Genomic DNA, 15774 nt, shown 5'->3' with positions numbered 1-15774 from the left:
GGATGCGCCGCTGGGCTAGCTTCATGGCGATGCGCCGGATTTCCTGGATCGACCAGCGGATCAAGAACGATGCTTCGCTTGAGGCCGCGGTCGCGTTTAGCGATGGCCCAGTGTTGGCCCGATGACGGCCATCATGGCGAAGGCAAGCATGAGGAGTGCGACATGGCGATGCCAGCCATGCCAGGAGCGGGTTTCGTTGTGATCCAGGCCGAGCTCGTTCTTGGCGGTTTCGAAGCTGTCCTCGATGGCCCAGCGATGGCCTTCCACCGACACCAGCTTCTGGATGGACGTGCCCTTGGGGCACCATGTGGAGAAAAAGGCCAAGCTGTCGTCGGCAATGTTGCGACGGATCAGAAGACCATTCCCCGGCAAGGTCGTCGTTGTATTCGCTGGCTTCGAGATCGGCCAACTCGAGATAGGCCCAGTCGTGCCAGCGCGGACCTTTGGTTCCTTCAGCGGACGGCAGGCGGCGCCAGGCCTTCTTGGGAAGGCACTGCGCGATCGTAGAGGCGGTGCCGGCGACGGGCTGCGGCTTGCTCCAGGAACGAAACACACGATTGGACGCAACACCCAGAACACAGCCTTTGCCCGCCTTGCGCAGCAGGGTTTCGATCTCTCCGATGCCATACACGCTGTCCGCCGCCACGAACGAGAACGGCACCTTTGTGGCGATCGCGCGAGCGATCATTCGACGCGCGATCCTGGGCTTCGTCGCAAAGCCCACATCATCAGGTACATGCGATGCCTTCAGGCGAGTGGGATCGTCCGTCCATTCCTTTGGCAGGTAGAGCGCCCGGTCGATGAAGGCATGGCCATGCCGCGACACATAAGAGGCGAACACTCCGATCTGGCAATTGGTGATCTTGCCCGCCGAGCCGGTGTACTGGCGTACGACCCCGCACGAGGCCTTGCCCTGTTTCAAAAAGCCGGTCTCATCGATGACCAGGACCGCGTCCTCATCGCCCAGCGTTTCCAGCGCGTACTCACGTACAATGTCGCGCAGCGCGTCGGCATCCCACTGCCCCCGGCCCAGGATCGCCTGCTGGCGCCACGGGCCTGGATCGCCGGCCGCTTCCGCCCGCATCCAACCCGTCTTGCGCGGCTCGTTGCCCAACAGTCCGTCGAGAAACTGCCCCGCCGCGGCCGCAACCCGCTCCTGCGTAAACAGCGGACGGATGCGTTGCTTGGCATCTCGCAACGACGAAGCCCACAGCGTCAGCAATAACGGTCTTGACCCTGCCACTGAATTTTCGTCCAGCAGCGGTTAGAGTCTCGGAGTATTGGCTCGATGCCATCCATCAGCAGACTCGCTCACCAGGAACAACTTGTTGAGGCCTCACATCTAGCGCAGGATTCCAATAACAGAGGCAGACGTCGGGCTCCCCTCAGCTCAGCATAACGCCAGCACCTCCCGGTCTATTGTAAGCGGTTATTTTCCTGCGGCTAAGCGCTTACTCTTTTCCTCGCTGCCTCGTATGAAACGCAAAAACTCCACCCTGCGAATCCCCTACGTTGCCTTACTACTCAGTGGAGGAGATTTCTTTTGAGATGAGGGTTCCAAAGAAGATTGCGACCGGCGAATATTACGTTGGGTCGGTTCTGAGCTCTTTTCGAATTGGTCGTTGGGTACTGAACCGATCGTCGCCCTCGCCGCCTAGCCGGCGTAGGTGCGCTTGGGCGCGTTCTAACGGGGCCCCAATCCTTTTGGGCGGCTCCTTGATGTACTCCATTTCCGTCAATAAGGTTCGATAGAAATTCATACATCGCCGCGCGCACCCGCTCGTCACGGATGCCAAACCAGGCCCTGCAGATAGAAGACCACTTGACCTTGGTTCAGTATCACCACCTCCAGGGCACTCTCTGCGGCTTCTTAGCTCTTTTCCCCTCACCCATGAGGCGTCCAATAGATGCGCTCCGAGACCTCCCAGGGAGTTGGCGTTCGGCACGCACAGCCCCGCGATATTCAACTTCTCACAATTGTTACGAGTCGATTGTGGTGAGCGATTGTGCAATCCGTACCCAGGCGCGAGTGTCGAAACGACTGTGATCACGAGGGGCGTTTGTGCGCCTGAGGCCTCAACGCCGCTCGCGCACCGAGCCTTCCTGGGCGACGGACGCCACCAGCGTGCCGTCGGGCTTGAAAATCATTCCGCGCGTGAGGCCGCGTCCACCTTGCGCGCTCGGTGAATCCTTGGCGTAGAGTAGCCAGTCGTCGGCTCGGAATGGGCGATGAAACCACATTGCGTGGTCGAGGCTCGCCGATATCATGCGCCCGTCGAAAAGCGTACGACCATAGCGCGCCATCGTCGCATCGAGGAGCGTCAAATCCGAGGCATAGGCCAGCGCACACATATGCAGTGCCGGATCATTGGGCAGCTTCTCGGCGGTTTTGATCCAGACATGAATGCGACCGTCGTCGACCTTCTCACCGACATAACGGCCGATTTCGACCGGGCGCAATTCAACCGGACGATCGGGTTCATAATAGCGGCGGATGCGTTCCGGCACCTCGGGAAACATCGGCCGCTTAGACAATTCCTCGGCGGTTAGCTTTTCCGGCGACGGTACGTTGGGCATCTTGTCCTGGTGGTCAAAGGCGCCCTGCTCCTCGGCATGAAATGAAATCATGATCGAGAATATCGCGTTGCCATGTTGAATCGCGGTGACGCTCCGCGTCGAATAGCTCTTGCCGTCGCGCAGCCGTTCGACTTGGTAAATAATCGGCACCCGCGGATCGCCGGTCTGGATGAAATAGCCATGCAGCGAATGCGGCAGCCGGCCGTCAACCGTGCGGGATGCGGCGACCATCGCTTGCCCGATGACCTGCCCGCCGAACACCCGTTGCAAGCTGGGGTTCGGACTGTTGCCGCGAAAGAGGTTCACCTCGATCGGCTCAAGGTCGAAGATGGCGAGCAGGTCGAGCAGGCTTTTGGACATTGATGTGCTTTCGGTCTGGCGTCAGAGCGCGGCACAGCCATGAACCTGCAAAAGCTCGATATACCGGAGCAGCGACCCCAGAATGCCGGTATTGGTCCGCTAGGCGTTGTGCTGTGCAATTTCACGCAGCTGTAGCGTTGCAGGATTTGGGCCAACGCCGGTGATGCGGATTGATATTTGCGTGGTCCTGCCAACGTCGCGTTTACAACACGTTGGCCCATGAAACGCGTTTGCTTTGAGACATAAGCACATGCCGCGCGTTCGCGCCGATTTCGGGCGGCAACATATATCCGCAGACATTGGGAATGGACTTGCCCCATGAACCGGTTTCGACCAACGCACCCGGGCAATTGCCCGAGCGACAGTTAGCGCGTCGGCCGAGGCGCCAGATATCTGGGGCAGAATCAGACAATTCATAGCGACCGTAACCGCATTTTGACACCGGCGTGTTAGACAGCCAGCCGACTTGGACATAGGCGCCGAAATTCCGCTTTCGAGGAACCAGCATTGGTCTCGACGCCCGGCGCCTTGATTTCTCTTGATTTACGAGGCTTGTAAGAAAGGAGACATTTGAGCATGTTTGATCAGAGTCTATTGCCGTTCAGCAGCGGTCATGTTCGTTTGGTGCGGGCTCCGGCGGCTGAAGCCCTGTTCAGAAGAGAGAGCCGAGATCGTGCCGCTGGTGCACCTAGCCTTCGCCGCCAGCGCGAAGCATGCGATCGGTGGAATTCGTCTACGGTGTCTATGGTGTCTGACACTAAGGCTTAAGGATTCCACCGGCGCGACATGAAATGCACAGACTTGCCTCGTCGAGCAAGTTGGCACAACCGCTTTGCCGGCACGCCGATTGCTATAGAACGGGTGAAGGATCCGTTACGACTGCATCGGCCCCCGCAGTTACAGGCCCAGGAGTTCAAATGAAAGTTGCCTGATTGGTCCAAATCAAGCCCACGTTGCTTGACGATCCACCGCCACCTAGTAGGGCTCGACCTGCCCTCCGACAGCTGAAAAAGAGACTCCGAAACTGCCGCCCTTTCCTAGGTTAGGTTGCAACCTAAGCAACATCACATGGCAAGCCGCTGACCTCCGGCACCGAGAACAAGCTTTCCCCGGAGGCTACGTCTGCTCGGGTGCTGAAATTCAGCGCCAAATTCAGAAATGCGGAGCTGCAACATATAACGTGATGTCGTCACACCGACACTCGCGCCACAGCCTATGATTGACGAGATTTCCTCGCTAGCGCAGTTCGAGCGTCATGCGCCGGTAATCGCACCTGGTAACTCCTATTTGACGTGATCTTCGATAGCCGCGGGTGCGATCTCCTTGTGCTCTGTATCCGGTTCCATCGCAGTGATCCGAATGTTGCTATGCACCAAATTTTAGGCACCTAAGCTCCTGGATCAAGGAGGGACGGTGATACGCGGCAGGACCTTTAGCGAGAGATGGTCTCGTGAAGCTTCCCGCCACCTCTGCGACCAGCTTGCGTTGACGTGCGTGCGAGCTGGAATATGAGATTGTGGCGGCGGGCCGTTTGGTTCGCGGAACTGGGCGACATCATTGCCGGACGGGCCGCTCGCCGCACGAGTTGTCCGGACGCACGGTTTGCGTAGCAACCCGAGGTTCAGCCCCCGCAGCGGCGATCCTTGCGGGCCACTAGGGTTCTGCTGAAGTTTCCCGAAACCTAGTGAGCGCCCCTCATTCCCCGGGCCGGCTTGAAGCCGATGAGTTCTCAGCGCAGCCGGATGCTTGCGCTGGCGCGTTCCGGCCGGGGCAGCTCTGCATGCAGCCGCGCCAGCTCCAGCACGCGTGTGCGCACGTTACCCTGCACGGGTCCGCTATGTCCGCTGCCGGCATTCACATGAACGAGCATCTGCTCGCCCGTGGCGGCCGGCGCCTCATCACCCTCGCGCGTCAACGTGTGGAAAAGATGAAGGCGCTTGTCGTCGGCATCGAGGACCTGCGTGAGCACCTGGACGCGGTCGCCAGCGCATAGCTCCCGAAGATGCGAGAAATGCGTCTCGACCGTATGGTAACTGCCGTTGTCTGAGAGGTACTCGCCGACGACGCCGATATCACGGAGCAGGTTGTCGGTGGCAATGCCGCAGAGCTGGAGGTAACGGCTCTCGCTGACCCGGCTGTTATGGTCGACCCAATCAGACGGTATCTCTCGCGTGGGCACACGCAGCAGGCCCGAGCCGTTAGTGAACGGGAGAAACGCGGTCGCGCAGCCCCTGTTCCCAGCGCGCGAGCGTCTCGCCCGCGCCGTAGCCCTGAGCGCGCAGCGCCTGCAGCACGGCCACTAGGCAGTCGTCGCGTTTCTGTTCTAGCTCGAGACCGGTAAGGTTCTCGGCTCGCTCCTCTGACTGCTCGGCAAGTTTGTCGAGGAACGCATCGGTGAGATCGGGCACGTCGGTGAGCTTCGTCCACGGCCACTTCAGCGTGGATCCGAGTTGCTCCATACGGCGGCGCATGTCGATTTCGCCGTTGCCGATGCGAGAGCCCAGAAAGGGGCCCATGACTGCCCGGCGCAGCCCGAAGGAGTAGCGAATCGCGTCATCGACCTCCTGCACAGTGGCCAAGTCGTCGTGCACCAGCCACAGCGCCTCGCGCAACATCGCCTCCTGCAGCCGGTTCGCGATGAACCCGTCCACCTCTTTGCGCACCAGGAGTGGGTGCATGCCCACCGCGCGATAGATCTCCGCCGCCCGCGCCAGCGCCTCGGGCGCGGTGCTCTGCCCGGCGCACAGTTCAACCAGCGGCAGCAGGTACACCGGGTTGAACGGGTGTGCGACAAGCAGGCGCTCGGGATGGTCCATCCCCGCCTGCAGCAACGACGGCGGCAACCCCGAGGTCGAGGAGCAGATCAGAGTCCCCGGCGCCGCCGCCCGGCTGGCGGCTGCGAGCAGCTGCTGCTTGAGCTCCAGGCGCTCTGGCACCGACTCCTGGACAACCTCCACGCCGTGCACCGCATCCGCGACGGAGTCCACCACCGTCAGCGCCCCCTCTTCCGGCAGCGGGACCAACGTCAGCCGCCGATATGCCCGCCGCGCGTTGGCTAGCTTCTCCTGCACGCGCTCGATCGCACCAGACGACCGGCCATACAGCCGCACGTCCACTCCGTTGAGGACAAACCGTGCGGCCCACCCGCCGCCGATAGTCCCGCCCCCTAGCAGCCCGACCGCTCTCACCCGCCTCTCAGACATGACCTATTCCCCCTCAGCGATGAACATTGAGCTCGAGCTTCTCGCGCATCTCGTCCGGGCCCATCACCCGCACCCCGATGCTGTCGAGGATCTGCGTCGCCCGCTGCACGAGCTCGGCGTTCGTCGCCAGACGCCCCCGAGACAGGTACAGATTGTCCTCCAAGCCCACGCGCACGTTGGCGCCGGCCAACGCCGCCGCTGCGACGTACGGAAGCTGCATCCGTCCGATCGAAAAGGCCGAGCAGACGGCGCCGGGCGGGAGCGCGTGCATCATCGCCATCAGCGTGGTCAAATCGCCCGGCGCGCCATAGGGGATTCCCATGCACAGCTGGATCAGCGGCAGCGTGATCAGCCCCTCCCTGACCAAGTCGCGCGCGATCCACAGGTGACCGGTATCGAACGCCTCGATCTCAGGACGCACCCCGATCTCTTGCAGGCGCGCGGCCATTTTGCGCACCGTCGGATAGGTGTTGATCATAACAAATTCGCCAGCGCCGAAATTCATCGACCCGCAGTCCAATGTGCAGATCTCCGGGAGCAACTCTTCCACATGCACAATCCGCTCCAGGGCTCCCGCCATGTCCGTTCGCGCTGGGTTCGGCGGCAGCGGCGCATCAGGCCCGCTCAGCACCAGGTCGCCACCCATCCCTGTCGTCAGGTTGATCACCGGATTCACATCCGACTTCCGAATGCGCCGCACAACTTCCCGATAAAGCGCCGGATCCCGCGAGCCCTGCCGGGTCTCGGGATCACGAACGTGAATGTGCACCGCCGCCGCCCCGGCCCGCGCCGCCTCGATCGCCGAATTCGCGATCTCCTCCGGGGTCACCGGCACATGCGGGCTACGATCTACGTTCGATCCACTCCCTGTGACCGCACAGGTGATGAACACTTCGGAAATCATTCTCGGCTTCTCCTCTCGCTGAAAGCTTGGCAGTCCCAAATCGGGCAAGACCGGCGACAAGTTTCATCTTATGATTTTCATCGCTTTTGGAGTTCCGAGTGTAAACAGCGCCAGCGCATTGACTGGGATCATCAAGAACTTCTGGCGAAGAGCAGTTGGAACGCCTGGGCTACGGAAGTCCTCATCAAGCAATCGGCGTGCCACGCACGGAATCCCAGCGGCGGCTTGCCCGACGGGAGAAAACGCATGTACGGTGAAGGCTGCGGGCCTGACCAAGCGCGTCACGCTGCACACGCTGCGCCACAGCTTCGCGACACATCTTCTCGAGAACGGAACCGATATCCGGATCATCCAGGTCTAATTTGTCGTCGATAGCGCGCTATACGCAGGTCGCCACCGATACGATCCGGGCGACGCAGAGCCCGCTCGATCGCCTGTCGCTGGAGGTGACGCCACCTGGATGGTCCGCGGCCCCGACAGCCGCGCCAACAGGCCCGCCATCGAGATGCCGATATTCTGCGCCGGCATGGCGACATCTATCGCCGTGTACATGCCGGTCATCTCGGTCGGGTCGAGCGGCGCGTGATGAGCGCGATCGTGGCGTGCCGGACCGAGGCGCTCGGCGGCCACATGGAGGCTTGCGACGACTGCGGCACGACACGCGTCGCCTATAATTCCTGTCTTATGGGCAGATCCGGTAATGGGGAGCTGGCGTGACGACGCTCAGATTTTCCTGTGAATTGCATCGCTCCACTCTCCATAACATGACGCCTTTGCGCCCCGGTCGGCTTGGCCACTGTTGGCCGGTCACAAGCGGGGACGACATGTTGGACAACTACTTCCGGCATCGAAGATGCTGGGCCATCTGCGCAGCGGGCCGAGTGGGCTGCACCTCGATGGCTTCGCTGCGGCGCTTAAGCGCCAGGGCTATACCGACGACACGGCGGTTCGATACGTGCGGGCGGCGGCGCACCTCGGCCATGTCCTGGCGGGGCGCGGAGGATTGCCGCGCGACATCGATCTGCAGGCTTTCAGTGAACATCTGGGTACCTGTCGTTGCCCACGCGCGAAGGGCGGCCGTCACAATCACCATACCATCTACGGCGCCCGGCTCTTTCGCCGGTACCTCGTCGAAATCGGCGTGTGTCGCCCCGCCGCAGTGACGGCGACGCCCGTCGAGCCGTCGTTAATCACAAGCTTCAAAGCATGGCTGCGGAGGCACCGCGGAGCTTCCGACGCCATCATCAGGCTCTACGCACGTGACGTCGCCCGCTTGCTGACGGCACTCGGGGACGATCCGGCGACCTGGGATGCCGCCGCCGTTCGCACCACCTTCATGGATCTCGCGAGCACGAGCGGGCGCGGAACCATCGAGAAGATGACGACAAGCCTACGTGCTTTCCTGCGCTACTTGGCGGTCGAAGGTCGCTGCCGGGCCGGTCTCGACAGTGCGGTTCCCGCCTACGCCCATTGGCGGCTTGCCGACATGCCACGGTATCTTGGCGACAGAACAGGTGAACTGTTTGATCGCGGCCTGTAACGGCGAAGCTCCAGCGCGGCGTCGCGATCGCGCGATCATCCTGCTCCTGGTGCGTGTGGGGCTGCGGGCCGGTGACGTTACGCAACTGCGTCTCGACGACATCGAATGGGAGACCGGCTCGTTGCGGGTCGCGGGCAAGTCCCGCACAGAGGTTCGTCTGCCACTGCCGCAAGACGTTGGCGATGCGATTGCAGCCTATGTCGACTGCCGGCCCAAGCACCATGCGAGCGCTCATGTGTTCCTGCGCACAATCGCGCCATACGGATCCTTCCAGCGGGGCGACGGCATCTCGTCGCTGGTAAGGCGTGCTATGCAGCGGGCCGGCATCATTACGCCGCTCAGGGCGCGCACGCGCTGCGGCATACGGCGGCGACCGAGATGCTGCGTCATGGCGTGGCACTCGAGAAGATGGGCTTGGTCCTGCGGCACCGAGGTATCGACACGACCGCCTATTACGCCAAGGCCGATGTCGCGCTCCTGAAGCAGATCGCGCAGCCCTGGCCGGAGGTGCTCTGATGCTGAAGGCCATCGAAGCTTATCTCGACCTCCGCCGAGCCACTGGCTTCTCGATGTCGAATGCGGAGTACCTGCTGAAGAGCTTCGCCGCTTTCGCGGCCGAGCGCGGGCAAACGCATGTGCACGCGCAAACTGCCATCGACTGGGCAGCGCTCGGGCCGTCCATCGCGCAGCGCGATGCCCGGCTGAAGGCCGTCCGCCGCTTCGTACGCCACGTCCAGATCGAGGACGGCCGGCACAAGCTCCCGCCGGCCAGTCACTTCGGCGCCCACAAGAGGAGGCGCCCGCCGCATATCTACTCGGATGCAGAGTTCAATTGCCTTATCGAGGCCGCACTGCGGCTTGGGCCCAAGGGCGGCTTGCGCTCACTGACCTATGCGAGCTTGATCGCCCTGCTCTCGGTTACCGGGTTGAGATTCTCCGAGGCACTGAGGCTGACGGTCGCCGACGTGACGCGCGACGGCTTGCTGATCCGCGAGACCAAGTTCCGCAAGACCCGCCTGGTTCCGCTTCACGACACGGCCGCCGCGGGCCTGCGGCGCTCTTTGGCGCGCCGCCGGCCTCGCTCGAACGATGATCCGGTGTTCATCGGCAAGCATGGCGGTGCGCTGCGCTATATTGCCGTCAAGGAGACCTTCGACAGGTTGGTCCGCAAGGCAGGGATCGCACCGACGGCGAGGCGCCGCCCGCGCCTGCACGATCTGCGACATAATTCCGGCAACGGGATTATTCCGGCAACTGACGGACTACAGCGGCATTTTCTGGAGACTCGCGGGGGTATCAGCACCGTGGTGAAGAAGGTTCATCGCGAGCGAGTGTCTCAAGGAATGGGGCGTGATGGGTTTTTGTTCAGGGAGGGACAATGACGTCGAGCCACGACCATGTGCTTGTTGAGCAGGTATTCCAAGCCATCATGACCTAAGGCATGCCCTCGTGTCGTCGGAAAGACTGGATCGGAAGCTTGCCCCTGACGTTCTCGCAGCCAACTGCGCAGCACTGGGATGGTCTCTTTGCGAAGCGGCGTGCACCGGCTTTTGCGTTCTTTTCCCAAGCACTGTACGTGTGCACCGGTACCCAAGGCGATGTCTTCACAGCGCAAGCCGGTGAGTTCTGCTGCGCGCAATCCGGTCTGCACGGCCAGCAGCAACAGGGTACGATCGCGTCGTCCGCTGCCTCGGAATGAATCGCTTGGTCGGCCTCGGCGTCATCGCCGACAATGTCGTTAACATCGGTCGCGCCATGGAACAGCTGGCAGCTCCTTAATCACCGAGGCACATGAAGGTCTCGATAAGCACGCCGCCCCCCCGGGAGGGTTTTGCGTTTCCGGGTCGTTGTTTGTGACGATCCGCAAAGCGTCAATTTTGCGCTGGAAAGTAGGTAGACGACAAGCTGAGGCTTGCCTTAGCGCACGAAACCTTTGCATCTAGCTCCTCAGGCGCAGAAATCCCTACACAGGGGCGCCGTCGTTGCGGAAACTCGGCCCCAAGTCCAAGTAGTATTTCCGTCAACAACTGGCCCCGCCGCACTGTCGACCGGTAGCAACTTGATGGGAGCCGCCATGATGGCTGCCGACGAAGACAGACCTATTGCCGGCCAAAGTGGCAAGAGAGGGCCGATTGATGCGACAGGGCTAATTCAGAAGCATCAAGGACAAGGCTCTACATCGCTGGGAACGAGCACCCAAGGTGTAAGGCCGACGATAAGTCGCGGGCTCAGGTGCACGCGCGATCGGCGAAAATTGCGCTCCCGCAAATGACCCGGCAACACGCGCTTAAGGATTACCTTCTGCGCGACTGCGAAGTCGCGATTGACGCGGTCACCGCAACTGCGCGGGGGGATTGCGAACTGATTGGCAAGGGCCGATTGTTCGTGTGCGGATTTGCGCTCGGCCGCACCGGGCTTCAGAAGAACTTCGGCGGCCGAACCGATGCCATCCTTTGCCGCTGTCCTTGGGAGGTTACGCTAGCCGCCGCACTCGCGCCAGAGGAGGCGCGCACGGCGGAGCTTGTCGATCCGCTGCAAGATCTGCGTCGCGATAGATCCCCTTTACGGCTCTTCCAACATCGACATCAACATGACGGCCGTCACAACCTTCCCGATCCTGCCGACGCTAGACGATCTCAGCCTTGCCTTCCACCAGCGCAGCACGGCGCAGCTTGCTGCGGACGGCCTCGTGATCTATGGCCCGCTGACGTCGCTCGTTCTCACCTTCGTCAGGGAGACGATATCTTCCCGTCGACCGTGTGGCCACCTGCTCCGCCTCACGCGGGGGCGTGCAGAGTTCTGAATTATCTGAGGGGTTCGCGATCAATGCTTCGAATCGGTGGCATTGGAATCCGCCGGCGCGTGCCCTCATCGACAAACGTGTCGCCGGCGTCGACGGTCCTGCGAACCGCAGTGTCAATTTACGTTGGATCGGCTCGGCTGGGCGCGGAGGCCCATCGCATCCCTACCCGTGGCAGCGTATTTCTCTTTCCATCCCAAGGCGGGCCCAAGCTATGGCGACGAACATGCGAGGCGCATCCCGATGATCTGGCGGGTTCGGCTCGACCGGACGCGAGCGCATCCTCGATCCTGGCCGCACACAATCTGCACCAGCGCGTGCCGATGACCATGGGCTTAAGCCATGAGGTGCGGCACGTCGAGGAATCGCACTGCGATTCTGTTGGTCGGGAGTGTCTCCGCACGGTTGTTTGCGCGACAGGGTCTTCTTCCGTCTGTAAAAGAGGGGGCGTATGTCCAGAAAGCATCCTATCATCTCGATCACAGGTTCCTCGGGCGCAGGCACAACCTCCGTCAAGAAGACATTTAAGCAGATCTTCTTCCGCGAACGCGTCAATGCCGTCTATATCGAGGGCGACGCGTTCCATCGCTACGATCGCGCTGAGATGCGCGAGCGAATGGCGGAGGAGGCCGAGCGCGGCAACAAGCACTTCAGCCATTTCAGCCCCGAGACCAATCTTTTCGACGAGCTGGAGCGGGCGTTCTGCGAATATGGCGAGACCGGCACCACGGTGACACGGCATTACATACACGACGCCGAGGAATCCGCGCTGCATGGCGCGCCTCCCGGCACTTTCACCGAATGGAAGAGACTGCCGGAGAATTCAGACCTACTGTTCTACGAAGGCCTGCACGGCGCCGTCATCACCGACAAGGTCAATGTCGCGCATTACGCTGATCTCAAGATCGGCGTCGTGCCTGTGATCAATCTTGAGTGGATCCAGAAGATGCACCGCGATCGGAGCGCGCGTGGTTATTCGACCGAAGCTGTTACCGACACCATCCTGCGGCGCATGCCGGACTACATCCGCTACATCTGCCCGCAATTCGCCGAGACGGATATCAACTTTCAGCGCGTGCCGACGGTGGATACCTCCAATCCGTTCGTCGCGCGCTGGATCCCCACGCTGGATGAATCGATGGTCGTAATCCGCTTCAAGGATCCGCGCGGTATCGACTTTCCCTATCTGCTCGCGATGCTGCCGAGCAGCTTCATGTCTCGCGCGAATTCGATCGTCTGCCACGGATCGAAGCTCGATCTCGCCATGCAGTTGCTCCTGACGCCGCTGATCATGCAGCTGATCGAACGCAAGCGGAGGCTGAAATGACGGGGCGTAAACACCCTGGGACTACGACGACACACTCGGGCGAGCAGTAGGAGTTTTCGTTGCATACCATGTTTGTCGGAGCAGCCTGCTCGGGCTAGCGTCGGCGCGCCTCCACCACTTCAAGCCGCTTGAAGCAAAGAGACAATTCTCAACACTCGCCTTACTCGGCAAGTCGGCCGTCGCTGGACGGAATCCATCGAAAAGGATACTTGAAGGCAAGATTTTGCATTAATCAAGATCGAAATAATGTCATTACAGTGCGTCGCTCGGCCGCAGAAATCCAGATGCCAGGAGACGGACCGCACTATGACCGACCGGTGCCAGCCGTCTTGGAAGCGCTTGACAGCTCGTGGCGAGAGTTTCTCTTCAAGACCTTGCGGCGACACGGGAGTTCCTTGAGTGGATCGTCCTGAGCGAACGCATCGCGCCGCAGGCCGAAAAGGAATCTTGATCACGTCTATTTTATTGAGTCGGACCTCGTCTCCCTGAGGACTGTCCCGGCAGGAAGTTGCTTGAAACGGCAGTAATAGGATATCGCTGTGATTAGCGCTTCGCTCTTGGTAGGAGGGCATCTTTCGAGGCACCAATCTATTATGCTCTTCTGGAAGCGCGCACAAAATCCGTATCGAGGATTTGCGTCGTGTGATGAACGAGCGTCCAGAAATCCGAGTACATCTTTCTCCGCACGATCAAGCGCTCGCCTTGCGCTCAGACGTTTGAACTTCGTTCTCCGCGGGTACGGGCAAGATTGCAGCACCTAAGTGAGGCTATGGCGCTCGTTAGCGGATTCCGTCCAGAAAAGTTTGAATGGCCGCGAATACATTCAGACGGTCCCGTTCAAAGGGCGAAAGGTGTGTTCCCTCACCAAAACAGATGTACTGCTTACTTCGCGAATTGGCCAAAAGTGGAAACAATGTGTGAGCCATATAAGGTGGCGTTTCGGCGTCCCGTTCGGCCTGTACCAAAAGAACTGGAGCTAAAATCTTTGCAGGGTCGTAGAAAGGCTTTCCCGCAAACCAATAGTTCCGCCAGTCCTTACGGCCGCCATTTGGAGCGCGGATGAAGGGGGGATCGGCTGTCGCCCCAAGCGGGTCGCTCGACCAAATAGTGTCCAAGACGGTTTTGCTCCAAGCAGGGGGCAAAATTTGTTCTCGCTTGTGATCTGGAACTCCAGTGAGCCATCGAGCAAGGCCGCGGTCTCGCTTCACGATACGATAGGCCGGGATCTTATCAGGATAGGGGTCCGGCAACGCGGGTACTTGAAACCAAACTGACCCGAGAAACACCAGCCGCTCTATCTTCTCTGGATTCTCTGTCGCATAGCGTCCCGCTAGGGTTGTGCCCCAACACCATCCGATCAGGGCGAGCCGTGATATTTGCCGGCGGGCGAGAACAAAGTCCACGGCCGCCGAAATGTCGCGGACGGCTGTTTCGCCAATCCACAATCGCGGAGTTATCGTTCGGATCCTGTAACATCTCGGCAGGACGAGTTGATTTCCCGTAACCGCGAATATCAAGAACGTAAACGTCGTAAGCATGTCCCGCTAAGTAATCCATCCATGAGAACCCCTCAAGCGGGGTGTCGTACATGGCATGCCCTGGATATGTCGATCCGTGAATGCACACCACGGTACGCTCAGCTTGCCACTCGCACATTGAAGCCAAATACTTGTTTCTGACATAAAGTTCTATGCCTGCATCATAAGCAGTGATCATAAACTCTTCGACTTGCACCGGACGATTTCGCCAATCTCCCATCTTCGCATGGTAACAGGTGGTGTTCACGTTCCTATCCTTTCAGTTCCAAATAGTTGGCGCGGATTTGCATGAATGAGATTGGCGACGGAAGTTGTTTTACACTAATACTGGCGTCCAGATGCACGTTTGCCGCTCCCCAACGCTCAACAACCGCCCAGAAGAGACTAGTCACTGCGCAGATGGCGCTGATGAGCCCATCAACAATGAATTGTGAATGGGCCAGAACGCCATCAACCAGCCGCCGATGACAGCGGCCAGCCTCATTTCAGCGTTCCAAGCCACAACGAACAACGAATAAGCGCGCGCGCTCTTCTTCCGAGGAATCGCAAGCATGTGTTGATTATGGGCGGACCGAAATATCAAACATAATGGAGCCGCGCGCCCGACTGAAAATAGCCGGAAGCGAACGTGAGTACGAGCGGACGTTTGATTCTAGGGTTTCGAAACCCTGCATTTTACGTAGCTCGCTAATCGCTCCACCCATGGTCGTCTCCTCCGCAAGCAAGTGGTTCAATGAACAAACACGCTTCTCTCAGATTGAGCGAGCTGTGGACGTAGTGACCGGAACCTGCCGCGCGTCTCGGCGGGCCTTATGTTACACGACGCTTGTCCCCCAGAACGGCTCCGCTCACTTTACCTGAGAACCGGGAACAACGAAGCTACTAAGTCTAGTAGAGTCTGTGTGTGAGTCGGAGCACATGTCCTCGCCATCTAGCAGGCTGTTGAATAACTCAGCCGCGTTCGCAAACGAAGGCTGAATCTTCGCCATTGTAGATGTAGAAGTCGCCGACGAGCTTGCCTGCAGTGCCGATCATAGCCCAAGCATCTCATCAGAAAGGCCGCTGCGCAAACCGTCGACGCCGTATGCGCCGCCATCGGCCAAGCCCTCCAAGCCTTCACGCCCGAAGAATGCGCCAACTATCTCAAAAATTCAGGCTATCGAACTTAATGTCATCATGCTTTAGCAGCTTCTGTCCGCGTTCCGACAATGCCGTGTGAAACGGTCACGGCTCGCACGATAAATGGAGCCACGTGTGCCGGTCGCCCTCGGGCCGATTCGAACACCACGGCCGGCGCGCTCGACATCAGTGAAATCGTCCGACGTCATGGTTTCTGGCTGGTAGTGCCGTGACGCACCCGCTCCAGCTTCCGGGGGCCGTGCTGGTTCCCGAGCAGCACTGCCCTTTCTCGGCAAAATGCCCTTAAAGCGGGCGTTGGGCAGTCGCGACGCGCGCATGTTGGAAGAGCGTCTAACCCGCGATGTGAATAGCTTCGAGGCGATAAAACCCAGCGACGGGACTCTCC

At 60.2% G+C, this 15774-nt stretch carries 11 protein-coding genes and 3 pseudogenes; 7 read left to right on the top strand and 7 right to left on the bottom strand.

Annotated features, from left to right (window positions below; all coding sequences use genetic code 11):
* Window positions 1–21: 21 nt before the first annotated feature.
* From ACVWW1_RS40835 to ACVWW1_RS40815, 5 genes and pseudogenes are all read right to left on the bottom strand, one after another.
* Window positions 22–1261: pseudogene (locus ACVWW1_RS40835) on the bottom strand (IS701 family transposase).
* 815 nt (window positions 1262–2076) lie between these two features.
* A complete protein-coding gene (tesB, locus tag ACVWW1_RS40830; RefSeq protein ID WP_456659801.1) occupies window positions 2077–2937 on the bottom strand; it encodes an acyl-CoA thioesterase II in 861 nt (286 codons plus the stop codon).
* A 1729-nt stretch (window positions 2938–4666) separates the two neighbouring features.
* A complete protein-coding gene (locus tag ACVWW1_RS40825) occupies window positions 4667–5116 on the bottom strand; it encodes a thioesterase family protein (protein WP_456659800.1) in 450 nt (149 codons plus the stop codon).
* A 19-nt stretch (window positions 5117–5135) separates the two neighbouring features.
* On the bottom strand, window positions 5136–6140 hold the full coding sequence (locus tag ACVWW1_RS40820; protein WP_456659799.1) for a 3-hydroxyacyl-CoA dehydrogenase NAD-binding domain-containing protein: 1005 nt from the start codon (window positions 6138–6140) through the stop codon (window positions 5136–5138).
* 13 nt (window positions 6141–6153) lie between these two features.
* Window positions 6154–7044 (bottom strand): 3-keto-5-aminohexanoate cleavage protein, encoded by an 891-nt coding sequence (locus tag ACVWW1_RS40815; RefSeq protein WP_456659798.1) that lies wholly within the window; start codon window positions 7042–7044, stop codon window positions 6154–6156.
* A 253-nt stretch (window positions 7045–7297) separates the two neighbouring features.
* Between ACVWW1_RS40815 and ACVWW1_RS40810 the strand changes: the two genes are divergently transcribed.
* The 5 genes and pseudogenes from ACVWW1_RS40810 to ACVWW1_RS40790 all read left to right on the top strand — a co-directional run bounded on the left by ACVWW1_RS40810 (window position 7298) and on the right by ACVWW1_RS40790 (window position 9966).
* The gene (locus ACVWW1_RS40810) at window positions 7298–7405 is read left to right on the top strand and encodes a tyrosine-type recombinase/integrase (RefSeq protein WP_456659797.1); all 108 of its coding nucleotides are present in this window, start codon (window positions 7298–7300) and stop codon (window positions 7403–7405) included.
* 95 nt (window positions 7406–7500) lie between these two features.
* A pseudogene (locus tag ACVWW1_RS40805) lies at window positions 7501–7725 on the top strand (transposase zinc-binding domain-containing protein); the annotation flags it as partial.
* Window positions 7726–7897: 172 nt separating this feature from the next.
* Window positions 7898–8584: a hypothetical protein gene (locus tag ACVWW1_RS40800; RefSeq protein WP_456659796.1), complete on the top strand. Its 687-nt coding sequence runs from the start codon at window positions 7898–7900 to the stop codon at window positions 8582–8584.
* Window positions 8493–9100: pseudogene (locus ACVWW1_RS40795) on the top strand (tyrosine-type recombinase/integrase). The gene ACVWW1_RS40800 and the pseudogene ACVWW1_RS40795 overlap by 92 nt, the downstream one beginning before the upstream one ends.
* A complete protein-coding gene (locus ACVWW1_RS40790) occupies window positions 9100–9966 on the top strand; it encodes a tyrosine-type recombinase/integrase (RefSeq protein ID WP_456659795.1) in 867 nt (288 codons plus the stop codon). The pseudogene ACVWW1_RS40795 and the gene ACVWW1_RS40790 overlap by 1 nt, the downstream one beginning before the upstream one ends.
* Here the strand turns inward: ACVWW1_RS40790 and ACVWW1_RS40785 are convergent.
* Window positions 9921–10235: a tyrosine-type recombinase/integrase gene (locus ACVWW1_RS40785; protein ID WP_456660790.1), complete on the bottom strand. Its 315-nt coding sequence runs from the start codon at window positions 10233–10235 to the stop codon at window positions 9921–9923. The genes ACVWW1_RS40790 and ACVWW1_RS40785 overlap by 46 nt on opposite strands.
* A 939-nt stretch (window positions 10236–11174) precedes the next feature.
* On the opposite strand from ACVWW1_RS40785, the gene ACVWW1_RS40780 reads away from it, so the two are divergent.
* Both ACVWW1_RS40780 and ACVWW1_RS40775 read left to right on the top strand, forming a co-directional pair.
* The gene (locus ACVWW1_RS40780) at window positions 11175–11387 is read left to right on the top strand and encodes a hypothetical protein (RefSeq protein ID WP_456659794.1); all 213 of its coding nucleotides are present in this window, start codon (window positions 11175–11177) and stop codon (window positions 11385–11387) included.
* 448 nt (window positions 11388–11835) lie between these two features.
* Complete coding sequence (locus tag ACVWW1_RS40775) at window positions 11836–12711, top strand: phosphoribulokinase (protein WP_456659793.1); 876 nt, start codon at window positions 11836–11838, stop codon at window positions 12709–12711.
* 779 nt (window positions 12712–13490) lie between these two features.
* Here the strand turns inward: ACVWW1_RS40775 and ACVWW1_RS40770 are convergent.
* Window positions 13491–14249 (bottom strand): alpha/beta hydrolase, encoded by a 759-nt coding sequence (locus tag ACVWW1_RS40770; protein ID WP_456659792.1) that lies wholly within the window; start codon window positions 14247–14249, stop codon window positions 13491–13493.
* Window positions 14250–15774: the final 1525 nt, after the last annotated feature.

Source organism: Bradyrhizobium sp. JR3.5, assembly GCF_054057015.1.
Note: the sequence above shows the minus strand (reverse complement) of the source record. Positions and strands in the feature narration are given on the sequence as shown.